Raw genomic sequence first — 24,072 nt, 5'->3', positions numbered from 1 at the left:
ATAAGTCGGAGCAATCACGCTACGACGATCTGCTTGATTTGAGCGCGCCGTTCTGGCCTGTGCCACATGTGCGGACCGGTGCAGGATGGTCGGGCACGACGGACGCAAAACGGGAACGACGCCAGTGAGTGACGACACGACCCTCGACGCCTATCTCGCCGCCTGGGCCGCGAACGATCCGACTCGCGAGGCCGTCGCCCGCACGATCGGCGCGCTGACGGAAGCCGGCGTCGCGATCGCCGAGATCGTGGGGCGCGGGGCGCTGGAGGGCGCGATGGCGGCCCAGACCGACGCGACCAACGCCGGCGGCGACGCCCAGAAGGCGCTCGACGTCCGCACCCACGACATCACCGTCGACATCCTGAAGGACTCGCCCGTCGCCCGCATCGGCTCGGAAGAGGCCGAGGCGGAGGTGATCCTCGACGACAGCCGGCCGCTCGTCGTCGCGATCGACCCGCTCGACGGCTCCTCCAACATCGAGACCAACGTCTCGATCGGCACGCTGTTCGGCATCCTGCCGAACGTCGGCGACGCCTCGTTCACGCAGCCCGGAACCAGCCAGCTCGCGGCCGGCTTCATCGTCTACGGTCCCGCGACCGCGCTCGTTCTCACCGTCGGCGAAGGCGCGCACGCCTTCATGCTGGACCGCGCATCGGGCCGCTTCATCCGCACCCACGCGGACATCAAGATCCCGCCTCATACCAAGGAATACGCCATCAACGCCTCGAACCAGCGCCACTGGGACGACGCGATCCAGGCCTATATCGCGGACTGCCTCGCCGGCGCAGAAGGGCCGCGCGAGAAGAACTTCAACATGCGCTGGGTCGGCTCGCTGGTCGCTGACGTGTTCCGCATCCTCGTGCGCGGCGGCGTCTACCTTTATCCGGGCGACGCGCGCCAGGGCTACGGCTCGGGCCGGCTACGCCTGGTCTACGAGTGCAACCCGATCGCCTTCGTGTGCGAGCAGGCCGGCGGCGCCGCGACCGACGGCCAGCGCCGCATCCTCGAGATCGAGCCGACCTCGCTCCATGTGCGCTCGCCGCTGCTCTGCGGCTCGATCGAGGAGATCGAGCGCGTCGGCCGCTACTACGCCGACCCGCCGCGCCGCTCGCCGCTGTTCGCCAAGCGCGGGCTGTTCCTCGCGTGAGCCTCGCGGGCTGAGGGGCGATGTCGACCCGCCACCCGATCATCTCGGTCACCGGATCGTCCGGCGCCGGCACCACCTCGGTGCGCGCGACGTTCGAACAGATCTTCCGGCGGGAGCACATCACGCCCGCCTTCATCCAGGGCGACGCGTTCCACAAGTTCGACCGCGCCGGGATGAAGCGGCGGGCGCGGGAGGCGGAGGCCGCCGGCGACCACCACTTCAGCCATTTTGGCCATGAGGCGAACCTGCTCGAGGACCTCGAGCAGACCTTCGCCGCCTACGCCTCCACTGGCCAGGGCCGCAGCCGCAACTACATCCACGACGCCGCCGAGGCGGAGCGCTACGGCGCGCCCGTAGGCTCGTTCACGGACTGGGAGGACCTCCCCTCCCCGACCGACCTGCTGTTCTACGAGGGCCTGCACGGCGCCGTCATCGCCGACGGCGTCGACACCGCCCGCTTCGCCGACCTCAAGATCGGGGTGGTGCCGGTCATCAATCTAGAGTGGATCCAGAAGATCCACCGCGACCGCAGCGAGCGCGGCTACTCCGCCGCCGACGTCACCGAGACGATCTTGCGGCGCATGCCGGACTACGTGAAGTACATCTGCCCGCAGTTCACCGCGACCGACATCAACTTCCAGCGCATCCCGACCGTCGACACCTCGAACCCGTTCATCGCGCGGGCGATCCCGACCGCGGACGAATCCATGGTGGTGATCCGCTTCCGCGATCCGCACGGCATCGATTTTCCGTATCTGCTGTCGATGGTGCCGAACAGCTTCATGTCGCGCGCCAACTCGATCGTCATCCCCGGCGGCAAGCTCGACCTCGCGATGCAGCTCATCCTGACGCCCATGATCCTCAGTCTGGTCGAGAAGCGGCGCCGGGCGCTCTCGGGCGGATAAACCGGCGGCCCGCGCGTTCGGTCTGTACGCAGGCGCGGTTGCGGTCTACAGGAATGCCGCGCCGCAGCAATCGCATGGTTCCAAGCATGTCCGTCCTCATCGCGCCCTCCATTCTCGCCTCCGACTTCTCCCGTCTCGGCGAAGAGACCCGAGACGCGATCGAGGCCGGCGCCGACTGGGTGCATCTCGACGTGATGGACGGCCATTTCGTGCCGAACATCACCTTCGGCCCCGACGTGGTGAAGCGGCTCCGGCCCTGGACCGACGCCACGTTCGACTGCCACCTGATGATCGCGCCCGCGGACCCCTATCTCGAAGCCTTCGCCAAGGCCGGCTGCGACGTGATCACCGTGCACGCCGAGGCGGGACCGCATCTCGACCGCTCGCTCCAGTTCATCCGCTCGCTCGGTAAGAAGGCGGGCGTCGCGATCAACCCTGGAACGCCGGAAAGCGCCATCGAGTACGTGCTCGACAAGATCGACCTCATCTGCGTGATGACGGTCAACCCGGGCTTCGGCGGGCAGGCCTTCATCCCCGGTATGATCGCGAAGATCGAGCGGCTGAAGGCGATGGTCGGCGACCGGCCCATCCACATCGAGATCGACGGCGGCGTCACGCCGGAGACGGCGGGCGCCTGCGTCACGGCCGGCGCGGACGTGCTGGTGGCGGGCTCGGCCGTGTTCAAGAATGGCCGAAACGCCTACGCCGGCAACATCGCCGCCATACGCGCGGCGGCCGACGCGGCGCTCGGCTGACATGCCGCTCGAGGCGGTCATCTTCGACGTCGACGGCACGCTGGCCGAGACGGAGGAGACGCACCGCCGGGCGCTGAACGAGACCTTCGAAGCCTTCGGACTGCCCTGGTTCTGGGACCAGCCGACCTACCGCCGCCTGCTGCGGGTCATGGGCGGCAAGGAGCGGCTTCGCCACTTCATCGAGCATGACCGGCCGGAGGGCGCCGACGCCGCGCTCGCCCGGCTCGACGAGATCCACGCCGCCAAGAACGCCCGCTACGGCGCCATGGCGCGCGCTGGCTCGGTCCGGCTCCGACCCGGCGTGGCGCGGCTGATCGCCGAGGCGCGGGCGGCGAAGCTCAGGCTCGCGATCGCCACCACCACCAGCCTGCCCAACGTCGAGGCGCTGCTGGTCTCGACGCTCGGACCGGACGCGCCGGACCTGTTCGAGGCGATCGCGGCCGGCGACTCGGCGCCCTCGAAGAAACCGGCCCCCGACATCTTCCTGCTGGCGCTCGACCGGCTCGCGCTCGATCCGGCGCGCGCGGTCGCGATCGAGGACACGGCGGAAGGGCTCAGGGCGGCGAAGGCGGCCGGCCTCGCGACCCTGGTCACGCCGAGCTTCTACAGCGAGGGCCAGGACGTCGGCGCGGCCGACGCGGTGTTCTCTTCGCTCGGCGAGCCGGACGCACCGGCGCGGCACATCGCCGGCAAGGGCGCCGGCCGCTCGCTCGTGACCGTCGATCTGCTAAAATCGCTCGCGCCGGGCTGAACGCTTCTCGATCGCTCCGGAATTTGTTTCGGCGGCCGCGAAGGGAACCGCGTCCGCCGTCGTGAAAGGCCCGCCGACCATCCCCGCCTGTCGCCTCCGCGCGACGGACCGAGGCGCGGGGTTGTGGCATGAAGGGCGTGACGACGCCCAAGCACGAGATCGGCATTTGCGCAGCATCCCAACCGTCACGAAGCTCGCCGCGGCGCTCGGCGCGACGCTCGCCCTCTCGGGCTGCGCGGACGGCTGGAGCCGGCCCGCGCTCGGCATCGACTCGCCCGCGCGCTGGAAGGACGATCGCGGCGCTCAAGCCGTCTGGCCCGCGGCCGATTGGTGGCGCGGCTTCGGCTCCTCCGAGCTGACCGCGCTGATCCAGACGGCGGAGCGCGAGAATCAGGACATCGACGCCGCGAAAGCGCGGATCGAGCAGGCCGACGCGCAGGTGCGCATCAACGGCGCGTCGCTGATCCCGTTCCTGCAGGGCACCGGCGACACGCAGCTCCAGAAGTCGGCGGGCCAGAGCCGCGTGGTCGGCGGCCTCCAGACCGCGGCCTCCGCCAGCTACGAGATCGATTTCTGGGGCCGGAACCGCGCGACCGTGCGCTCGGCGCAGGCCTCCGCCGTCTCCGCCCGCTTCGCCGAGGAGGTGGTGGCGCTCGGCGTGGTGACGAGCGTTGCCAACACCTATTTCGCGCTGATGGCGGCGCAGGAGCGTCTCGCCATCGCCCACAGCAACGTCCGCAGCGCCCAGACCATCTTCGACGCCATCCAGGCGCGGCTCGACGTCGGCACCGCGAACGCGCTCGACCGCGCCCAGCAACGCAGCGTGCTCGACCAGCAGAAGGCGACGATCCCCGAGATCGAGCAGGAGATCCGCACCAACGAGACCGCGATCGCCCTGCTGCTCGGGCGCCCGCCGGTCCGCGTGGACGTCAAGGGCGGTCGGCTCGCGAGCCTCCGGACCCCGAAGGTCGCGCCGGGCATCCCGGCCGCCGTGCTCGCCCGCCGTCCCGACGTGCGCGAGGCGGAGGCGAACCTCGCCGCGACTGACAACGACGTCACCTCCGCCCGCGCCGCCTTCCTGCCGGCGATCAACCTCACCGCGCAGGGCGGCTTCGAGAGCGTGGCGCTGCGCTCGCTGTTCGGCTCGCAATCGACGTTCTACTCGCTCGGCGCCGGGCTGACCCAGCCGCTGCTCGACGCCTCGCTGCCGGGCAACCTCGATCTCGCCACCGGCCGCTACCGCGAGAACCTGCTCGCCTACCGCAAGGCCGCCGTGCAGTCCTTCGTGGACGTGGAGAACGCCCTGATCGCGGTGCGCAAGACCGCCGAGCAGGAGCGGCTGCAGCAGGCGGCGGTGAAGAGCGCCCGCGAGGCCTACGACATCGCGCAGGCGCAGCTCCGCGAAGGCGCGGTCGACGTCACCACCGTGCTCGCGGTCCAGCAGACGCTGTTCTCCGCGCAGGATCAGCTCGTCGCGGTGCGGCTGGCGCGGTTCCAGGCGTCGGTCTCGCTGTTCGAGGCGCTCGGCGGCGGCTGGGCGGCCTCGGGCAAGCCCGCCGGCGGGGATCCGCTCGTCCTCGCCAAGTCCGTCGGAGACGCCGCGAAATGAAACGGTTTCTCCTGACGCTCCTCGCGGCCGCGCTCGGCGTCGCGGCCTGGCTCTACTGGCCCCAGCTCACGACGCTGATCGGCGGCGGCACGGGCGAGCAGCAGCAGGAGGTGCGCCGCGGCGGCCGGCGCGGCGGCGGTTTCGGCGATCAGCCCACCCCCGTCATTGCGGTCGCCGCGAAGCAGGAGGACGTGCCGGTCACGCTCGAAGGCGTCGGCACGTTCCAGGCGCTCAACACCGTCACGGTGCGCCCCCAGGTCGAGGGCATCCTGATCTCGGTGAATTTTCGCGAGGGCCAGGACGTCGCGGCCGGCGACACGCTCGCCCGCATCGATCCCGCCACCTATCAGGCGCAGTACGATCAGGCGGTCGCGCAGAAGGCGCAGTTCGAGGCGCAGCTCGCCAACGCCCGACGCGACTTCGATCGCTACGAGCGGCTCGCGAAGAACGACTATGGCTCGCAGCAGCAGGCCGAGACCGCGCGCGCGACCGTGGCCCAGCTCGAGGCGCAGGTGCGCTACTACGCGGCGACCATCGATCAGGCCAAGGCCACGCTCGACCGCACCGTGGTGCGCGCGCCGATCGCCGGCCGCACCGGCGTGCGCGGCGTCGACCAGGGCAACTACGTCACCGCCGGCGAGACGACCGGCATAGTCACGATCACGCAGCTCAAGCCGATCTCGGCGAGCTTCACCCTGCCGCAGCAGAACATCGCCGCCGTGACGCGGGCGCTCGCGCGCGGGCCCGTTCCCGTAGTCGCGCTCGCCGGCGACGGCTCCGCGGCGCTTGACCAGGGGACGCTCGACGTCATCGACAACCAGGTCGACCAGGCCACCGGCACGGTGCGGCTCAAGGCGACGTTCCCGAACGCCGAGCTCGCGCTGTGGCCGGGCCAGTTCACCACCGTGCGCCTGACGGTCGACACGCTGAAGGACGCGGTGACGACGCCGGGGGCCGCGGTCCAGCAGGGGCCGGACGGACCGTTCGTGTTCGTGGTGCAGGAGGACCAGACGGTCGCGCAGCGCCCGGTGACGATCGCGCGCCAGACCGCGGAGATCGCCGTCATCGGCGACGGACTGAAGGCCGGCGAGACGGTGGTGACGACCGGCTTCACGCGCCTGCGCGACGGCGCGAAGGTCGCGGTCGCGGCGCCTGACGGCGCCCCCATCGGCGCAGCGCCCGATGAAAGGCCGCGGCGGCGCGCCGACCAGCGCGGCGACGGGGCCGGCGCGCCGCAATGACCGCGCCGGCTGCCCCCTCGGGTCCAGCGCGCCTGCGCCGATGAACATCTCCGCGCCCTTCATCGCCCGCCCGGTCGCGACGACGCTGCTCGCGATCGCCGTGCTGCTCGCAGGGCTGCTCGGCTACTGGAAGCTGCCGGTCTCCTCCCTGCCGCAGGTCGACTTCCCGACCATCCAGGTTTCGACCCGGCTGCCCGGCGCGAACCCGCGGACCATGGCCGCGCTGGTGACGGCTCCGCTGGAGCGGCAGCTCGGGCAGATTCCGTCGCTGAGCGCGATGACTTCGACGAGCTCGTTCGGGCGCAGCCAGATCACGCTCCGCTTCGATCTCGACCGCGACATCGACGGCGCGGCGCAGGACGTGCAGGCCGCGATCAACGCGGCGAACTCGACGCTGCCGCGCGACCTGCCCTACCCCCCGACCTTCTCGAAGGTGAACCCCGCCAACACGCCGGTGCTCACCATCGCGCTGACCTCGCCGACGATTCCGATGCGGGAGGTGTCCGACCTCGCGGACACGCTGGTGGCGCAGCGGCTCGCGGAGGTGGTCGGCGTCGGCCGGGTCACGGTCGGCGGCGGCGTGAAGCCGGCGATCCGCGTGCAGGCGGACATTCCCCGGCTCGCCGCCTACGGGCTCAGCCTCGAAACCATCCGGACCGCGATCACCGCCGCCAACACCTCCGGGCCGAAGGGCTCGATCGACGGCGTGCGGCAGTCCTTCACCATCTCCGCCAACGACCAGATCGAGACCGCGGAAGCCTACCGCAACATCGTGATCGCGACCACGAACGGCGCGCCGGTCCGGCTGCGCGACGTCGCCGAGGTCGTGAACGGGCTCGAGGACGTCAACGTGGCGGCGAGCTTCAACGGCCGGCCGGCGATCGTCATCGACGTGCTGCGCCAGCCCGGCGCCAACACGGTCGCCACGGTCGAGGCGCTGCGCCGCGCTTTGCCCGAGCTCCAGCGCGCCATGCCAGCGGGCGTCCAGCTCGACGTGGTCGACGACCGCACGGACACGATCCGCGCTTCGATCCACGAGGTCGAGATCACGCTCGGCCTGTCGGTCGCGCTGATCGTGCTGGTGGTGCTCGTGTTCCTGCGCACCTTCCGCGCCACGCTGATCGCGGGGGTGGCGCTGCCGCTTTCGCTGGTCGCGAGCTTCGCGGTGATGTGGGCGTTCGGCTTCTCGCTCGACAACCTGTCGCTGATGGCGCTCGTGGTCGGCGCCGGCTTCGTGGTCGACGACGCCATCGTCATGATCGAGAACATCGCCCGCCACATCGAGGAGGGCGCCTCGCCGATGAAGGCGGCCTATGACGGCGCGCGCGAGATCGGGTTCACGATCGTGTCGCTCACCGCCTCGCTGATCGCGGTGTTCATCCCGCTGCTGTTCATGAGCGGGCTGATCGGCCGGGTTTTTCGCGAGTTCGCCGCGACGCTCACCATCGCGGTGCTCGTCTCGATGGTGATCTCGCTGACGCTGACGCCGATGATGTGCGCGCGCCTGCTGAAGCCCCACGCGCCGGGCGGCGAAGGCTCCAGGCTCGGCCGCGCCGCCGAACGGACGACGACCTGGGTCGTCGAGCGCTACAAGGCCTCGCTCCGGGTCGTGCTGCGCCATCAGGGGCTCACCCTACTCGCCACGCTCGCCACCCTGCTCGCGACCGGCTGGCTCTATGTGATCGCCCCGAAGGGCTTCCTGCCGGAGCAGGACGCCGGCCTGATCACCGCCACCATGGAGGCGGGCCAGGACGTCTCCTTCGTCGAGCTGCAGCGCCTCGACGGCGCGGTGGTCGCCGCCGTGCGGGAGGACCCGGCCGTGCGCTCGGTGGTCTCCGTGCTCGGGGTCGGCGAGCAGACGCCGACGCCGAACGCGGGCCGGCTGTCGATCGTGCTTCAGCCCCACGACCAGCGCGACGCCGACGCCACGGCGATCATCGCGCGGCTGCAGGAGGCCGTGCGGCCGATCGCCGGCGTCTCCGTCGTGTTTCAGGCGGTGCAGGACCTGCAGATCAGCACGCGCGCCAGCCGCGCCCGCTACCAGTACACGCTGACCGATTCTGACGCGAAGGAGCTGGCGCGGCAGGCCGCGCGTCTCGTCGAGCGGCTGCAGGCGGAGCCGAGCCTGCGCAACGTCGGCTCGGACGCTCGCCCCGGCGGCCTGCAGGCGCGGGTCGCGATCGACCGGCTTGACGCCGGCCGTCTCGGGGTCACGGCCCAGGCGGTCGCGGACGCGCTGCACGACGCCTTCGGCCAGCGCCAGATCTCGACAATCTACGGCCAGTCGAACCAGTACCGCGTCATTCTGGAGGCCGCGCCACAGCAACAGAAAGATCCGGGCGCCATCGGGCGTCTCTACGTCGCGACCAGCTCCGGCGCGCAGGCGCCGCTCTCCGCGGTCGCGCGGGTGACGCTCGAGCCCGCCGACCTGCTGGTCGCGAACGAGGAGCAGTTCCCGGCGATCACGATCTCCTTCGACCTCGCGCCCGAAGCCTCGCTGAGCGACGCGGTCGCGGCGATCGAGCGGGCCGAGGCCGACATCGCGATGCCGCAGACCGTCGTCGGCAAGTTCTCGGGCGACGCGGCCGAGTTCGCGGAATCGCTCGCCGGCCAGCCCTGGCTGGTGCTCGCCGCGATCATCGCGATCTACATCGTGCTGGGCGTGCTCTATGAGAGCTTCGTCCACCCGTTCACGATCCTCTCCACCCTGCCCTCCGCCGGCGTCGGCGCGCTGATCGCGCTCGAACTGTTCCGGCTCGACCTCTCGGTGATCGCGCTGATCGGCATCATCCTGCTTATGGGCATCGTGAAGAAGAACGCGATCATGATGATCGACTTCGCGCTGGAGGCCGAGCGCACCCGCGGCCTGTCGCCGGAGGAGTCGATCTTCGAGGCGGCCGGGCTGCGCTTCCGGCCGATCATGATGACGACGCTCGCCGCGCTGCTCGGCGCCCTGCCGCTCGCGCTTGCGACGGGACCGGGCGCGGAGCTGCGCATCCCGCTCGGCGTCACGATCATCGGCGGCCTGATCCTCAGCCAGCTTCTGACGCTCTACACCACGCCCGTGGTCTACCTCGCCATGGAGCGCCTGCGCGCCGCGGTGACCGGCGACCGCCGCCCGGCACCTGCGGCGGAGCCGGCGGAATGAGCGCCGCTTTGAGAGATCGTGTGCGGGCGGCGTGTATCGAAGCGCTCAAGCGCCATGGATTCGTTGAGATCAGAAAAGGCTGGCCCAGCAAATACATAAACGACGATTTCAGTTGCTGGGTCGGCCTGAACACCGGTGTCTATGCCGGAAGCGTCTCGCTCAGTCCTTTCGTCGGCGTACATGCCCAAAAATTGGACCGACGGATCGCGCAATTCTGCGCGGATAAGAAACTAAAATACGACTGTCGGAACGCGTCGTACGCCATTCATATGGGTGAAATCGCCCCATACGAGCCGGTATTTGACTTCTTCGATGGCGACGACATTTCAGAAGATGCGGCGCGTTTAGCGAAGCTTTATGCCGAAGTCGGGTTTCCATTCAGCCAAAGCATCGCATCGAACGAAGCGCTCCTCCCGCTTCTGTATGAGCGGGTCGACATGCTTGGTGGATATCCAGAACGCTACGCTGTCTGCCTCGATGAACTCGGTCGTCGCAATGAGGCGATCGCGTATGTGACTAAGATCGGCGAGGAGTGGGAGCATCTCAGACCGTTCTGTCAGAACTTCCTCGAGTTCTACAGGACGACGACGTCATGAACGCTCGTTCGTTTCGTGTTCTCATCACCGGGCTGAAGGCCTGAGATGTCCTTCTCCGACCCCTTCATCCGCCGGCCGGTCGGGACCACGCTGCTCGCGCTCGCGCTGCTGCTGATCGGCTTCGCGGCCTATGTCCGGCTGCCCGTCGCGAGCCTGCCGAACGTCGAGTTCCCCGTCATCTTCGTGCAGGCGAGCCGGCCGGGCGCCGATCCCTCGATCATGGCGGCGACGGTCGCCGCCCCGCTCGAACGCTCGCTCGGCGCCATCGCCGGCGTGACGGAGCTGACTTCGGTGTCGTCGCTGGGGTCCACGCGCATCGCCGTGCAGTTCGACCTCGGCCGCAACATCGACGACGCCGCCCGCGACGTGCAGGCCGCGCTGAGCGCGGCGGCGGTCGACTTGCCGTCCGACATGCCGAGCGAACCGACCTTCCGGAAGATCAATCCGGCCGCCTCGCCGGTGATGGTGCTCGCCCTCACCTCCGACACACTGCCGGCGAGCCGCATCTACGACGCCGCCGATACCGTGCTGGTGCAGCGGCTCAGCCAGGTCGCGGGCGTCGGCGAGGCGAGCGCCGCCGGCGCCGAGCAGCCGGCGGCGCGCGTGCGGCTCGATCCGGTTCGGCTCGCCGCCATGGGGCTCTCGGTCGACGACGTCCGCTCGGCGATCGCGAGCGCCAACGTGCTGTCGCCGGTGGGCTCGATCGACAGCGACGAGCGTTCGATGGCGATCGCCTTCGACGGCGAGCTCGGCGGCTCGCCCGCGCGCTACCGCGACATCGTGGTGCGGATGGCGAACGGCGCCGCGGTCCGGCTCGGCGACGTGGCGGAGGTCGCGGAGGGCACCCGCAACTCTTTGTCCGCCGGCTGGTACAACGGCAAGCCCGCCGTGCTGGTCTCGATCACCAAACAGCCCGACGCCAACGTGCTCGAGACGGTCGACGGCGTGAAGGCGATCCTGCCGGAACTGTCGCGCTGGATACCCGCCGCGATCGACGTCACCGTGCTCGCCGACCGCACCACCACGATCCGCGCGAGCGTCGCCGACATGCGGCTCACGCTGCTGCTGTCGATCGCGCTGGTGATGCTGGTGGTGTTCGCCTTCCTGAAGCGCGCCGCGCCGACCTTCGCCGCGGCGGTCACGGTGCCGCTCTCGCTCGCCGGCGCCTTCGCCGGCATGTGGGTCTGCGGCTTCTCGATCGACAACCTGTCGCTGATGGCGCTGGCGGTCGCCGTGGGCTTCGTGGTCGACGACGCCATCGTCATGATCGAGAACGCCTACCGCAACCTGGAGCGCGGCCTGTCGCCGATGGAGGCCGCCCTGGCGGGCGCCCGCGAGATCGCCTTTACCGTGATCGCGATCTCGGTCTCGCTCGCCGCGGCCTTCACGCCGCTGCTGTTCCTGCAGGGGCTCGCGGGGCGGATGTTCTACGAGTTCTCGCTCACGCTGGTCTTCGCGATCGCGGTCTCGACGCTCGTGTCGCTCACCGTCGTCCCGATGATCTGCAGCCGCCTGCTGAAGGCCGAGCCGCCGCCGCTGGAAGGCCGGCGCGGCGTCGTCGCGCGCGTCGCCGACGCCTACGCCCGCTCGCTCGACCTCGCGATGCGGGTTCCGTGGCTGATGGCGGCGCTGGTGGTCGCGGCCGTGGTCTGGTCGGTCCATCTCTACATCGTCACGCCCAAGGGCTTCTTCCCCCAGGACGACACCGGCATGCTGCAGGCCTTCACCCAGGCCGCGCCGGATGTGTCGTTCGAGGCCATGTCGGCGCTCCAGCTCAAGGCGGCGGAGCTGATTGCGGCCGACCCCGCCGTCGAGTCGGTCGCGCCCTCGGTCGGCGGCGGCCGCAACTCCACCAATCAGGGCCGCATCCAGGTGGTGCTGAAGCCGCTCGACGAACGGCCGCCAGCGCGCGCGGTCATCGAGCGCCTGCGCAAGCCGCTGTCGGAGATTCCGGGCCTGAGGGTGTTCCTGAACGCCCAGCAGGAGATCCGCGCCGGCGCCCGCGAGGGCCGCTCCCAGTACCAGTTCACGCTGTGGTCCTCCGACATCGAGCTGCTGCAGCAGACCGCGCCGCGGGTGGTGCAGCGGCTGTCGCAGCTTCCAGGGCTCCGAGACGTCGCGACCGACCGCGAGGCCAACGGCATCGAGCTCAGGCTCGACATCGACCGCGACGCCGCGGCGCGCGTCGGGGTGACCATGAGCGCGATCGACGCGGCGCTGAACACCGCCTTCGCGCAGCGCCAGATCTCGGTGATCTACGGGACCCGCAACCAGTACCGCGTCGTGATCGAGGTCGCGCGGGACGCCGCGCGCGACCCCGGCGACGTGCTCAAGCTGCACGTGCCGACCGCGGACGGCCAGCAGGTTCCGCTGTCGACAATCGCCTCGATGACGCGGCGCACGGCGCCGCTGCAGGTCAACCACCAGGGCCAGTATCCCGCGATCACCATCACCTACGACGTCGCGCCGAACGCGTCGGCCGGCGCCGCGACCGAGGCGGCCTCCGCCGCGGTCGCGGAGATGCGGCTGCCGGACGGCGTCAACGCCGAGTTCGCCGGCAACGCCGCCGAGCTCGCGGCCGCGGCCCGCGACCAGCAGGTGACCATCCTGCTCGCGCTGGTGGCGATCTACATCGTGCTAGGCGTGCTCTACGAGAGCTACGTCCATCCCATCACGATCCTGTCGACCCTGCCGCCGGCCGGGCTCGGCGCCCTGATCGCGCTGCAGATCGCCGGCACCGACCTCAACCTGATCGCGCTGATCGGCATCATCCTGCTGATCGGTCTGGTGAAGAAGAACGGCATCATGCTGGTCGACTTCGCGCTCGAGGCCGAGCGCGGGCGCGGGCTGACGCCGCGCGCGGCGATCGTCGAGGCGGCGCGGGCGCGCTTCCGGCCGATCCTGATGACGACCTTCGCGGCGCTGCTCGGGGCGCTTCCGCTCGCCTTCGGCGAGGGGCCGGGATCGGAGCTGCGCCGGCCGCTCGGGATCACCATCGTCGGCGGGCTGATCGTGAGCCAGGCGCTGACGCTCTACACTACGCCAGCGATCTACCTGCTGCTCGACCGGCTGCGCCGGCGCCGTCCCGCCAAACCCGACGCCGCGCCTCAGCCGGCGGAATGACGCCAGGGCGTCATCCCGGACGGCCGAGGCCGATCCGGGACCGTCCCGGAGAGCGATCCCGGCTCGGCGCGACCTCCGCCGCTTGGCCGGGATGACGACGTCGGCCGCTTACGTCCGCGTCTTCGTCTCCTCGCCGACGCTGGCGGGCGGCTCCTTGTGGCCGCCGAACTGGAACCGCATCGCCGACAGCAGGCGGTCGGAGAACGGATGCGCGACGCGCGAGCGGAACCGGGCGAACAGCGCCGCCGCCAGCACGTCGGCCGGCACGGCCTCCTCGATCGCGGCCTCGATGGTCCAGCGCCCCTCGCCCGAATCGGCGACGCGGCCCTCGAAGCCGTCGAGATGCGGATCGGCGGCGAGCGCCGTCGCGGTCAGGTCGAGCAGCCAGGACGACACCACGCTGCCGCGCCGCCACAGCTCCGCGACGTCGGCCACGTCGATGTCGAAGCGGCGGTCCTCCGGCAGCTCGGTCGAGGCCTTGCCGCGGATGATGTCGAAGCCTTCCGCGTAGGCCTGCATCAGGCCGTATTCGATGCCGTTGTGGATCATCTTCACGAAGTGGCCCGAGCCCGCCGGCCCGCAATGCATGTAGCCCTGCTCCACGCGCGGATCGCGGCCCTCGCGCTTCGGCGTCGGGTCGATCGAGCCGGCGCCCGGCGCGAGCGCGGCGAAGATCGGATCGAGCCGGTCGACCGCGGCCTTGTCGCCGCCGATCATCAGGCAGTAGCCGCGCTCCCGGCCCCACACCCCGCCGGACGTGCCGACGTCGACATAGTGCAGGCCCTTGTCGGCGAACGCCTTCGCGCGGCGGACGTCGTCCTTGTAGAAGGTGTTGCCGCCGTCGATCACCACGTCGTCGGGGTCGAGCCCCGCGAGCAGCTCCGACACCGCGTCCTCGGTGATCTTGCCCTCGGGCAGCATCACCCACACCGCGCGCGGCGCCGGCAGCGCCGACGCGAGCTCGGCGAGCGAACGCGCCGGCGAGGCCCCGTCGGCGGCGAGCGCGTCCACGGCCGCCGCCGAGACGTCGAACACGACGCAGTCGTGGCCCTTGTCCATCAGGCGGCGGGCGATGTTGCCGCCCATGCGGCCGAGGCCGACGACTCCGATCTTCATGGCTGCTCCTCATTCTGCTCGCCATTGGCGCGACCGGAGATAAACCCTCAAGCGGCCGCGTCGAGGGCGCTCACGCAGATCTGGCATGCGTTCGGCGACGTATCGACCATCCGCCAGGATTGACGCCGCTCGGAAGAATGGGCGAGATCGCCCCGGCGACAAAATAATCATGAATAATAAGGGCGTTCCGGAGGAACCATGAACTCGAGCGAACCGCCGCGCGGCCGCAGGGCCGCAGGGCCATGAACGCGCACGACGCCGCGCCGGCGGCTCCGGTCGCCGACACCGCGATTCGGGAGCGGGTCGGCCAGCTTCGCCGGGGCCTCGAAGCCGGGCTGATCGGATCCGGCGCGCTGATCGAACGCCTGCTCATCGGCCTGCTCACCGGCGGCCATGTGCTGGTCGAGGGCGCGCCCGGCCTCGCGAAGACCCGCGCCGTCAAGCGGCTGTCGGCGGGCCTCGACTCGTCCTTCGCGCGCATCCAGTGCACGCCGGACCTGATGCCGGCGGACCTGACCGGCACGACGGTGTGGCGGCCCGACCAGGGCCGGTTCGAGTTCCTCGCCGGCCCGCTGTTCCATTCGCTGGTGCTGGTGGACGAGATCAACCGCGCCCCCCCGAAGGTGCAGTCCGCCCTGCTCGAGGCCATGGCCGAGCGGCAGGTCACGGCGGGTTCGGCTACCTATCCGCTCCCCGATCCGTTCATGGTGGTGGCGACCCAGAACCCGATCGAGCACGAAGGCACCTTCCCGCTGCCGGAAGCGCAGCTCGACCGTTTCCTGCTTCATGTGGTCGTCGGGCTGCCCGACGCCGCGTCGGAGCGCAGGATTCTCGACCTCGTCGAGCGCGAGACGGTCGGCGGCGAGGACGCCATGCCGCTGAAGCTCTCCGCCGACGAGGTCCGCCGCGCCCGCCGCGACGTCGCGAACGTGCACCTCGCCCCGGCGCTGAAGGACTACATCGTGCGCATCGTCTCCGCGACGCGCGAGGCGGACGTCGCCCCGGAGGTTCGCCGGGCGATCGAGTATCCGGTCTCGCCGCGTGGCACGCTCTCGCTCGCCGCCGCCGCCAAGGCGCGCGCCTATCTCGAGGGCCGCGACCACGCCACGCCCGACGACGTCGCCGAGCTCGCCGCCGACACGCTGGCGCACCGCTTGGTGCTGACGTGGCGGGCGGCCGCGGACGGCCGAACGGCGCGCGACCTGGTCGCGCCGCTGCTCGACGCCGTCCGTCCGCTCTGAGCGCGGCAGCCATGGACGCGGCCGGCGTTCCCGGCGTCGATCTCGACGCCTCCGCGCTGATGGGCCTGCGGCATCTGACCCGGCGCTCGCCGCCGGTCACGCCGCGCCGGCTCGCCGCGCGGCCGGGCGGGATCGTCACGCGCCGGCGCGGCCGCGGCAGCGAGATCGACGACGTGCGGCTGTGGGCCGACGGCGACGACATCCGCCACATCGACAAGAACACCACCGCCCGCTCCGGCCAGCCGCATGTGCGCACCTTCCGCGACGAGCGCGAGCGCGCCGTGCTGCTGATGGCGGATTTCCGGCCGGCGATGCTGTTCGGCACGCGGCGCGCGTTCCGCTCGGTCGCGGCCGCCGAGGCGCTCGCGATCGTCGGCTGGCGCGCCGTGGCCGAGGGCGGTCGCATCGGCGCGCTCTGCGCCGGAACCGGCGAGCCCGCCTTCGCGCGGCCGAAGGGCGGCGAGCGCGCCATGACGACCGTCGTCGGCGTCATGGCGGGCGCGCACGCCCGCGCCCTCGCCGAGCCGGACCAGGACGATCCCCCGCTCGACGCCGCGCTCGACACGGCCGTCGGCGCCCTGCCGCGCGGCGGCCATCTGGTTCTGGCGACCGGGCTCGACGCGCCCGGCGCGCGCTTCGACGAGATCGCGAAGGCCGCGACCGCGCGCGTCTCGATCACCGTGCTGCTGGTCGCCGACGCGCTCGAAATCTCGCCGCCGAAGGGCGCTTTCGCCTTCCTGACCCGCGACGGCCGCAGCGGATGGTTCTCGGACCGGAACGCCCGCCCGGGCGGACCGGACCCGCGCGTCGCCCGGCTCGAGGCGCTCGGCCTCGCCGTGCTGCAGATCGACGCTGGCCTCGGGCCCGAACGCGCGGCCGCCGCGCTGGAGCGCGTCGATGCCGCCCGCTGACGAGCTTCAGGGCCTGCGCGGCCTACACCTGCCGCCGGCGGCAGGCTCCTACTGGACCGACATCGGCCTCGCCGTCGCGCTGGGCCTCGTGCTGGCGCTCTGCGCGGCCCTGCTGTTCCAACTTTTGGCGCGCCCGCGCCTGTCGCTGCGCGCAAGCGCCGTCACGGCGTTCAAGGACACCCTCGCTCTACCCGAGGACGAGAAGCGCGTGGCGCAAGCCGCCCTGCTCCGCCGCATCGTGCGCACAATCGCGGGCGAGGAGGACGCCCGCCGCGTCGGCGGCGAATGGGCCAAGACCCTCGACCGCGTGTTCGGCTCCGACCTCTTCACCGCGCGCGGCGGCCGCGTCTTCGCGGACGGCCTCTACGTCCGCGAGGCCGGCGACACCGCGGCGCTCGACGACGAACTCGGCGCGCTGATGCGCCGGCTGGAGCGCTGAAGGCGATGTGGGAGTTCGCGACCCCTTACGTGTTCGTGCTGCTGGCGCTGCCGCCGCTGATCGCCTGGTTCGCCGCGCCGGACGCGCGCGTCGGCGGCGCGCTGAAGGCGCCCGACACCGTAGTCGGAGACTTTGCGGACGCAGGCTCGGTCCGGGCGCCGGCGCGCGACGCCAAGATCGCGGCCTGGATCGCCTGGATCGCGCTCGTCGCCGCCCTCGCCGGCCCGCGCGTGGTGCTGCCGGCGTCGGCGCTGCCCACGACCGGCCGCGACCTGATGATCGCGCTCGACCTGTCCGGCAGCATGGAGCGGCGCGATTTCGCGCTCGACGGCGCGACCGCCCGCCGGCTCGACGTAGTGCGCAGGCTCGGCTCCGACTTCGTCCGAGGCCGCGCCGGAGACCGCGTCGGGCTCGTCGCCTTCGCCGACCGCGCCTTCGTCGCGGCCGAGCCGAGCTACGACGTCGACGCGGTCGCGAGCGCCTTCGACGCCGCCGCGATCGGCCTCGTGGGCCGCTCGACCGCCATCGGCGAAGGGCTCGGCCTCGCGCTCCGACGGCTCGCCGACGCGCCGGGCAAGGCCCGCGTGGTCGTGCTGCTGTCGGACGGCTCCAACAACGCCGGCACGGCGCTGCCGCGCGACGTGGCCCAGCTCGCGAAGACGCTCGGCGTCCGCGTCCACACCATCGCGATGGGCCCGAAGGAGACGACCGAGGTCACGGGCTACGACCCGGACGTGGTCGACGCCGCGACGCTTCGGAACATCGCCGAGGTCAGCGGCGGATCGTTCTTCCGCGTCCGCGCGACCGAGGATTTGCAGAAGGCGATCGACGCGATCGACGAGATCGAGCCGACGCGGACGCTCGCCCCCGCGGCGCCGATCTGGCGCGAGCTCTGGCCCTGGCCGGCCGGGCTCGCCTTCTTCGCGACGGTCGCGGGCGCGCTCTGGCCGGGGCGGCGGCGATGATCGACTTCGGCGCCTTCGCCCTGCTGCGGCCGTGGTGGCTGCTCGCGCTCCCCTTCGCGATCGCGCTCGCCTTCGTCGCGGTCCGGCGCGCCGGGGAGGCCGGCGAGTGGCGACGCGCAGTCGATCCGCATCTGTTCGCCGCCCTCGCCCGGCGCGGCGCGCTCGTCACCGGCCGCGGGCGCAGTGGCCTGCTCGCGGCGCTCGCCGCGGGCGCGATCGCGCTGGCGCTGACGGGCCCCGCCGTCGAGCGCGCCGGCGCCGGCGCCTTCCGCAACCTCGACGCCGTGGTCATCGCCATGGACCTGTCGCGTTCGGTCGCGGACAGCCCCCGCTTCCGCGACGCCAAGATCGCGGCCTACGCCGCCGCCGAAGCCGCGGGCTCCCGCCAGATCGCGATCATCGTCTACGCCGGCGACGCCTATCTCGCGAACCCGCCGACGACCGATCACAAGGCGATCGAGACCATGATCTTCTCGCTCGACGGCGAGACCGTGCCGGACGTCGGCAGCGCGCCGACCACCGCGCTGGCGCTCGCGCGCGAAACCCTGCGGAAGGCCGGCGTGGTGGGCGGCGACGTGGTGCTGGTCTCGGACGGCGGCGGGCTCAACCAGGGCGCCGAGGCCGAGGCGCGCGCGCTCGCCGCCGAGGGACATGCGGTCAGCACGCTCTATGTGCCGCCGACCCCGCTCGCGCCGTCGAAGCCGGAGTCGCCCGGCCGCGCCGAGCTCGGCCTGATCGCGAGCCTCGGCGGCGGCGAGGCCGCCGACATCGAGCGGCCGGAGGCGGTCGTCTCCACGCTGTCGCGCTCGGCGGCGGAGCGGCTCGGCCCCGGCCCGTTCGCCTCGATCGTCTGGTTCGATCTCGGCCGCGCGCTGCTGCTGCTCGCCTGCGCGCCCGCCCTGCTGCTGTTCCGGAGGAGCGCATGATCCGCGCCGGGCTTGTGCTCGCGGCCGCCGTCGCCGCCCTCGTCGTCGCCGACCCGCGTGAGCCGCTCGGCCGCGCGCTCTATCACGCCGGCCTGCCCGGCCTCGCCGGCGCGCTGCTGGAGGGCCCGGACTGGCGCGCCGCCGTGCTCTACGCGCAAGGGCGCTACGACGAGGCCGCCGAGCTGTTCCAGGGGCGGCGCTTCGCGGGCGCGACCTATGACCTCGGCACCGCGCACGCCCGCGCCGGCCGTCTCGCCGAGGCGGAGAAGGCCCTGAACGAGGCGCTGTTCCTCGACCCCAACGACGACGACGCCCGCCACAACCTCGCGCTGGTTGAGGCGCTCAGAGCGAAGCGCGAAGCCATCGAGCGCGACGCCAACAACCCCGCCAACGCGCGCGCGGCCAAGCAGAAGCGCGGCGGCGAGGCGCCCTCCGACGCCGAGAACGACGTCAACTCGACCGGCGAGGGCATGGCCGGCGACCGCGACAGCGGACGCGAGGCGCAGTCCCCTGGCGGCAGCCAGGTCGCCCGCGCCGGCCGCGCCGAACAGAGCAAGGCGTCCGACGAACGCGCCGCCGCCCGCGGCTCGATCGGCGCGGCGGAAGGCGCTGGCCGGACCGGGACGGAGCAGGCGAGCGTCGCGAAGCAGATGGAGCAGCCGTCGCTGCGGCTCGCGAAGAGCCACCAGCAGCAGGCGGTGAGCGCCTCGCCGCAATGGCTCGCCACCCTGCCGGACGATCCCGGAAAATACCTCAAGCTGAAGCTCGCGGCCGAGCGCGCCCGGCGCGTGGAGCGCGGCGTCGCCGCTCCGACGGGGACCGAGCAATGGTGACCCGCCTCCTCCGCGCCCTGACCCTCGCCTTTGCCTTGCTGGCCGCGGGCGGCGCCGTCGCGGAGCCGTCCGAGCTCGAGGACGTGCGGCTGACGGTGACGCCTCTCGTGAAGGAGCCGCCCTACCCGCACGAGCTCGTTCTGCTGCAGATCGAGGGCGTCTACCGCCCGCTGATCAACCGCGAGAAGCTGGTGCAGCCGGAGCTGGTCGACTTCGCCTGGGCGGAGCTCGGCAAGGACACGCTGGAGACCGTGGAGGACGACGGTTTCGCCAAGCGTCGCTTCACCCGGATCATCGCGGTCTATCCCAACCGCTCCGGCAAGCTCCGGATCGCGCCGTTCACGCACAAGCTATCCGTCGTCGACGGCGCGCGCGGCCGCGACATCGAGGTGCGCTCCGCGCCCGTCACGCTCGACGTCGCGGAATGGAAGGGTCCCGGGGGCCCCGACGACGCCAACGCCTGGTGGCTGCCGGCGCGCTCGGTCGAGGTGACGGACGAGTGGTCGGGCGATCCGGACCACGTGCCGCGCGGCGAGACGCTGCGCCGGACGGTGACGATCCTCGCCGACGGCGTGCCCGCCGACATGCTGCCGGCGACGCCGGTGCTGCGCTCGCCGGGCGTCATCAGCTTCAAGGGGCCGAGCGACCGCGAGACCAAGATCGCCGCGCGCGGGCCGATCTCCCGCGCGACCTACAGCTGGGAAATCCGTCCCACCACCGCGTTCCCGGCGACCGTGCAGGAAATCCGCATTCCGTGGTTCGACACGGGCGCCCGCAAGATGCGCGAGGCGGTGATCCCGGCCCGCCGCATGGCCTGGGCCGCCGCCGCCGACGAGACCGGCGAGCCGCCTCCGCCGAAGTCCAAACGGCCGCCGCTGCTCGCGGTGCTCGGGGCGGGCGTCGCGGCGCTGCTCGCCGGCGTCGGCGTCCTGCTGGTCGCCGGCGGGGCCGACGGGCTGAGGCTGCCGAAGCGCGCGGCGGCGGCGCTGCGGGCGATGCGTCGCGCGGCCCGGCGCGGCGACGCCTCCGCCTTCCGGGCGGCGCTGACCGACCTCGCCCGGGCGGAGCCCGAGACCGCCGCGCGCCTCAGGGCCGATCCGGCGGCGCAGGCCGGCGTGGCGGCGCTCGACCGCCGGCTGTTCGCGGACGCTCCGCCCGAGGAGACTCCCGATCTCCGGAAGCTCGCCGCCGCCGTCGCCAAGGCCCGCCGCGGCCCCTCTGGCCTTCGGGTCGCGCCGCGATCAGCGCTGGCGCCGCTCGACGGAGCGCGGCCGACCCCTTGAGCGGGCATGGCAGCACAAATGTCACGCCTGCCGATTCGGAGGGCGCCCCATGCCCGTTCCTCGTTGGCGCGGCGGGGAGTCTCTTGCTAGCGTCGCCCGTCTTCCGCATCCGGGATCCACATCCGCAATGACCTATTGCGTCGGCCTGCTCGTCCGCGACGGCCTCGTCATGATCGCCGACACCCGCACCAACGCGGGCATCGACAACATCGCCGTGTTCCGCAAGCTCAAGATCGTCTCGGAGAAGGGCCGCCGCGTGCTCGCCATCGCGACGTCGGGCAATCTGTCGGTCAGCCAGTCGGTGCTCAGCCTGCTGGCCGAGGGCGTGGAGAATCCCGAAACGGGCGAGCTCGAGACGCTCGACAGCCAGCCGACCATGTTCAAGGCGGCGCAGCTCGTCGGCCGCGCCGTGCGCGAGGTCTGGCGCGTCGACGGGCCGGGACTCGAGCAGATGACCGCCCGGTTCGACGTGCAGCTTCTGTTCGGGGGGCAGGTCGCGGGCGGGCGGCTGCGGCTGTTCATGATCTACGCCGCCGGCAACTTCATCGAGGTGACGCCGGACACGCCCTATTTCCAGATCGGCGAGCACAAGTACGGCAAGCCGATTCTCGACCGCGCCGTGACCTACGAGACCGACCTTTACGACGCGCTCAAGATCGGTCTGATCTCGATGGACTCGACCATGCGCTCGAATCTCGGCGTCGGCCCGCCCATCGACGTGCTGGTGCTGCGCAAGGACGCGCTGGAGCCGGAGCTCGACTACCGCATCGAGCCGTCCGAGCCCTACTTCCTCGATCTCCGGGAGCGCTGGTCCAAGGCGCTGCGCTCGGCCCACATGGAAATCCCGCGCCCGCCCTACGGTTCGAACGTGCCCGGCGACATCTGAGTCGCGGGCGTCCGCGACTTTTGCGCCGAGGTCTACGATTGTAGGCGGTCATGGATGCCTGGCTCCGCAGGGCATGACGGCCCGCGTGGATGAGCGTGGGGCTGCCCGCGTTCACTCGCCGAGCGTGGGGCCCTGCGGCGCTTCCGGCCGCGCGCCGCCTTTGCAGTCGACGAGCCAAACGTCGTAGATCGGGTGCTCGACGCTCGACAGGCCGGGGCTCGCGGCGAACATCCAGCCCGAAAAGATCTTCTTCTGCTCGTTGCCGAGCGTGGTCTCGACCACCTCGACATAGGAGGTGGTGTTCGGCTGCTCGGTCGGCGGGCGCGTGTAGCAGATGCGCGGCGTCACCTGCAGCGCGCCGAAGGCGACGGTGCGGTCGATCGCGACGTCGAACTCGGTGATGCGGCCGGTGATCTTGTCGAGGCCGTTGAACACCGCGACGGGGTTCTCGATGCGCGGCGTCGGCGCGATCACCTCGGGGCGGCCGCGCTTCGGCTCCGGCGTCGTCGCTGTTCCCGGATTCTGGGCCTGCGCCTGATGGGGCGCGAGCGCCGCGGCGGACAGCGCGGCGGCGATCAGCAGGCGAGTCGGCGTCACAGGCGAATCCCGGGGAATGGTGAGGCGATGCGGCCGCCGAGAAAGCACGGCGATTGCGGCCCTGTCGCGGCGTGGGGCCGTCGACCGGGCGCGCTCGTGGTCCGGAGGCTCAGGACCCTGGCGTCCAGGCCTCGTAGTCGCCAGTGGCGGCGGGCCGGCGACGCTCCGCCGAGAGCGTCGAGCCCTTCGGGCGGTAGGCCTCGCGCGTGCCGGTCTTGTTGGAGCGGTGCGGCTTCTCCCACTCCCGGGCGGCGTAGGTCTCGGCGGTCGGCGGCGTCGCGACGGTGTGGTGCATCCAGCCGTGCCAGCCGGTCGGGATGGCCGAGGCTTCGGCGTAGCCGGAATAGACCACCCAGCGGCGCTCGGGCCCGAAGGCGGCGTTCTTTTCGGGGTCGTTCTTCAGCCGGTAGTAGCGGTTGCCGAACTCGTCCTCGCCGACGAACTCGCCGCCCCGCGACAGCGCGAAGCGCGTGCCGACGGTGGCGCCGTTCCACCAGGTGAAGATATCCGTGAGCACGCTCATAAGGGACATGTGGGCGAGGCCTCGCCGGTTGAACGCCGTGCGCCCGGTATGCTGCGCGGGACCGGACTTGTCCAGTCCCGCGAGCGAGAAGCGGGCGGCGCCGGGGCCGCCCGCTTCTTACGTTTCAGCTCTTCACGAAGGCGAGGAGGTCGGCGTTGAGGACGTCGGCGTTGACGGTCAGCATGCCGTGGCCGAAGCCGGTATAGGTCTTGAGCGTCCCGTTCTTCAGCAGCGGAGCCGAAAGCCGCGCGCTGGCGTCGATCGGGACGATCTGGTCGTCCTCGCCGTGCAGCACCAGCGTCGGCACGCTGATCGCCTTCAGGTCCTCGGTCTGGTCGGTCTCCGAGAACGCCTTGATGCCGTCGTAATGCGCCTTGGCCGAGCCCATCATGCCCTGCCGCCACCAGTTGTTGATCACGCCCTGGTCGACCTTCGCGCCCGGCCGGTTGAAGCCGTAGAAGGGCCCGCTCGGCACGTCGAGGAAGAACTGGGCGCGGTTGCCCGCGGTCGCCTGGCGGAAACCGTCGAACACCTCGATCGGCAGGCCGCCGGGATTGGCCTCGGTCTTGAGCATCAGCGGCGGCACCGCGCTGACGAGCACCGCCTTGGCGACGCGGCCCTGAGGCTCGCCGTGCTTCGCGACGTAGCGGGCGACCTCGCCGCCGCCGGTGGAATGGCCGATGTGGACGGTGTTCCTCAGGTCGAGATGCTGGACGACGGCGGCGGCGTCGGCGGCGTAGTGGTCCATGTCGTGGCCGTCCCAGACCTGCGCCGAGCGGCCGTGGCCGCGGCGGTCGTGGGCGACGACGCGGTAGCCCTTCGACAGGAAGAACAGCAGCTGCGCGTCCCAGTCGTCGGAGGACAGCGGCCAGCCGTGATGGAACACGATCGGCTGCGCCTCCTTCGGACCCCAGTCCTTGTAGAAAATCTCGACGCCGTCGGACGTCGTGACGAAATTGCCGGCCATGATGTCGTCTCCGTGGTGTGCGGGCCGGGATTGGCCCTTGGGTTCCGCGCCGCGCGCGGGAAGCGTGGTGAGCAGCGCCGCGCCTGCGGCCGAAGCCATCACCGCGCGCC

General features: G+C 71.5%; 20 protein-coding genes and 1 pseudogene. 17 read left to right on the top strand and 4 right to left on the bottom strand.

The features are described from left to right. Window positions 1-124: 124 nt before the first annotated feature. The 9 genes from ACFSCV_RS01560 (at window position 125) to ACFSCV_RS01520 (ending at window position 13,275) form a co-directional block, all read left to right on the top strand. Window positions 125-1,147: a class 1 fructose-bisphosphatase gene (locus tag ACFSCV_RS01560; RefSeq protein ID WP_378796326.1), complete on the top strand. Its 1,023-nt coding sequence runs from the start codon at window positions 125-127 to the stop codon at window positions 1,145-1,147. Window positions 1,148-1,167: 20 nt separating this feature from the next. Further along, window positions 1,168-2,052 carry a phosphoribulokinase gene (locus tag ACFSCV_RS01555; RefSeq protein WP_378796324.1) on the top strand — a complete coding sequence of 295 codons (885 nt, stop codon included), beginning with the start codon at window positions 1,168-1,170 and terminating at the stop codon, window positions 2,050-2,052. 86 nt (window positions 2,053-2,138) lie between these two features. Further along, window positions 2,139-2,807: a ribulose-phosphate 3-epimerase gene (gene rpe / locus ACFSCV_RS01550; RefSeq protein ID WP_378796322.1), complete on the top strand. Its 669-nt coding sequence runs from the start codon at window positions 2,139-2,141 to the stop codon at window positions 2,805-2,807. 1 nt (window position 2,808) lies between these two features. Next, entirely contained in the window at window positions 2,809-3,558 is a 750-nt protein-coding gene (locus ACFSCV_RS01545; protein ID WP_378796320.1) for an HAD-IA family hydrolase, read from the top strand. Window positions 3,559-3,724: 166 nt separating this feature from the next. Beyond that, window positions 3,725-5,167: an efflux transporter outer membrane subunit gene (locus tag ACFSCV_RS01540; protein WP_378796318.1), complete on the top strand. Its 1,443-nt coding sequence runs from the start codon at window positions 3,725-3,727 to the stop codon at window positions 5,165-5,167. Further along, entirely contained in the window at window positions 5,164-6,408 is a 1,245-nt protein-coding gene (locus tag ACFSCV_RS01535) for an efflux RND transporter periplasmic adaptor subunit (RefSeq protein ID WP_378796317.1), read from the top strand. The genes ACFSCV_RS01540 and ACFSCV_RS01535 overlap by 4 nt, the downstream gene beginning before the upstream one ends. Window positions 6,409-6,448: 40 nt before the next feature. Continuing rightward, window positions 6,449-9,556 (top strand): efflux RND transporter permease subunit, encoded by a 3,108-nt coding sequence (locus tag ACFSCV_RS01530; RefSeq protein ID WP_378796315.1) that lies wholly within the window; start codon window positions 6,449-6,451, stop codon window positions 9,554-9,556. Beyond that, window positions 9,553-10,152 (top strand): hypothetical protein, encoded by a 600-nt coding sequence (locus ACFSCV_RS01525; protein WP_378796313.1) that lies wholly within the window; start codon window positions 9,553-9,555, stop codon window positions 10,150-10,152. Before ACFSCV_RS01530 ends, ACFSCV_RS01525 begins: the two co-directional genes overlap by 4 nt. A gap of 45 nt (window positions 10,153-10,197) precedes the next feature. Beyond that, window positions 10,198-13,275 (top strand): efflux RND transporter permease subunit, encoded by a 3,078-nt coding sequence (locus ACFSCV_RS01520; RefSeq protein ID WP_378796311.1) that lies wholly within the window; start codon window positions 10,198-10,200, stop codon window positions 13,273-13,275. A 108-nt stretch (window positions 13,276-13,383) separates the two neighbouring features. Here the strand turns inward: ACFSCV_RS01520 and gnd are convergent, their stop codons facing one another. After that, window positions 13,384-14,391, bottom strand: a complete 1,008-nt coding sequence (gene gnd / locus ACFSCV_RS01515) for a phosphogluconate dehydrogenase (NAD(+)-dependent, decarboxylating) (protein ID WP_378796309.1) — start codon at window positions 14,389-14,391, stop codon at window positions 13,384-13,386. 242 nt (window positions 14,392-14,633) lie between these two features. On the opposite strand from gnd, the gene ACFSCV_RS01510 reads away from it, so the two are divergent. From ACFSCV_RS01510 to ACFSCV_RS01475, 8 genes are all read left to right on the top strand, one after another. After that, window positions 14,634-15,632: an AAA family ATPase gene (locus ACFSCV_RS01510; protein WP_378796307.1), complete on the top strand. Its 999-nt coding sequence runs from the start codon at window positions 14,634-14,636 to the stop codon at window positions 15,630-15,632. 11 nt (window positions 15,633-15,643) lie between these two features. Next, a complete protein-coding gene (locus tag ACFSCV_RS01505; protein WP_378796305.1) occupies window positions 15,644-16,543 on the top strand; it encodes a DUF58 domain-containing protein in 900 nt (299 codons plus the stop codon). Further along, entirely contained in the window at window positions 16,530-16,982 is a 453-nt protein-coding gene (locus tag ACFSCV_RS01500; protein ID WP_378796303.1) for a DUF4381 family protein, read from the top strand. Before ACFSCV_RS01505 ends, ACFSCV_RS01500 begins: the two co-directional genes overlap by 14 nt. Before the next feature lie 5 nt (window positions 16,983-16,987). Beyond that, window positions 16,988-17,947: a VWA domain-containing protein gene (locus ACFSCV_RS01495; protein WP_378796301.1), complete on the top strand. Its 960-nt coding sequence runs from the start codon at window positions 16,988-16,990 to the stop codon at window positions 17,945-17,947. After that, window positions 17,944-18,873 (top strand): VWA domain-containing protein, encoded by a 930-nt coding sequence (locus ACFSCV_RS01490; RefSeq protein WP_378796300.1) that lies wholly within the window; start codon window positions 17,944-17,946, stop codon window positions 18,871-18,873. The genes ACFSCV_RS01495 and ACFSCV_RS01490 overlap by 4 nt, the downstream gene beginning before the upstream one ends. Continuing rightward, window positions 18,870-19,706, top strand: a complete 837-nt coding sequence (locus tag ACFSCV_RS01485) for a tetratricopeptide repeat protein (RefSeq protein ID WP_378796298.1) — start codon at window positions 18,870-18,872, stop codon at window positions 19,704-19,706. The genes ACFSCV_RS01490 and ACFSCV_RS01485 overlap by 4 nt, the downstream gene beginning before the upstream one ends. Then, entirely contained in the window at window positions 19,700-20,989 is a 1,290-nt protein-coding gene (locus tag ACFSCV_RS01480) for a hypothetical protein (RefSeq protein ID WP_378796296.1), read from the top strand. The genes ACFSCV_RS01485 and ACFSCV_RS01480 overlap by 7 nt, the downstream gene beginning before the upstream one ends. Before the next feature lie 127 nt (window positions 20,990-21,116). Further along, a complete protein-coding gene (locus ACFSCV_RS01475; RefSeq protein WP_378796294.1) occupies window positions 21,117-21,875 on the top strand; it encodes a proteasome-type protease in 759 nt (252 codons plus the stop codon). Between the two features lie 150 nt (window positions 21,876-22,025). Here the strand turns inward: ACFSCV_RS01475 and ACFSCV_RS01470 are convergent. The 3 genes and pseudogenes from ACFSCV_RS01470 to ACFSCV_RS01460 all read right to left on the bottom strand — a co-directional run. Next, window positions 22,026-22,349, bottom strand: a pseudogene (locus tag ACFSCV_RS01470) (DUF2155 domain-containing protein); the annotation flags it as partial. A 232-nt stretch (window positions 22,350-22,581) separates the two neighbouring features. After that, the gene (locus ACFSCV_RS01465) at window positions 22,582-22,995 is read right to left on the bottom strand and encodes an NADH:ubiquinone oxidoreductase subunit NDUFA12 (RefSeq protein WP_378796738.1); all 414 of its coding nucleotides are present in this window, start codon (window positions 22,993-22,995) and stop codon (window positions 22,582-22,584) included. 124 nt (window positions 22,996-23,119) lie between these two features. Beyond that, window positions 23,120-23,962, bottom strand: coding sequence for an alpha/beta fold hydrolase (locus ACFSCV_RS01460; RefSeq protein WP_378796736.1), 843 nt, complete (start codon window positions 23,960-23,962; stop codon window positions 23,120-23,122). Window positions 23,963-24,072: the final 110 nt, after the last annotated feature.

It is taken from the genome of Methylopila henanensis, assembly GCF_042681025.1.
Lineage (GTDB): Bacteria > Pseudomonadota > Alphaproteobacteria > Rhizobiales > Methylopilaceae > Methylopila > Methylopila henanensis.
This window is presented reverse-complemented; position numbering and strand designations above follow the sequence as displayed.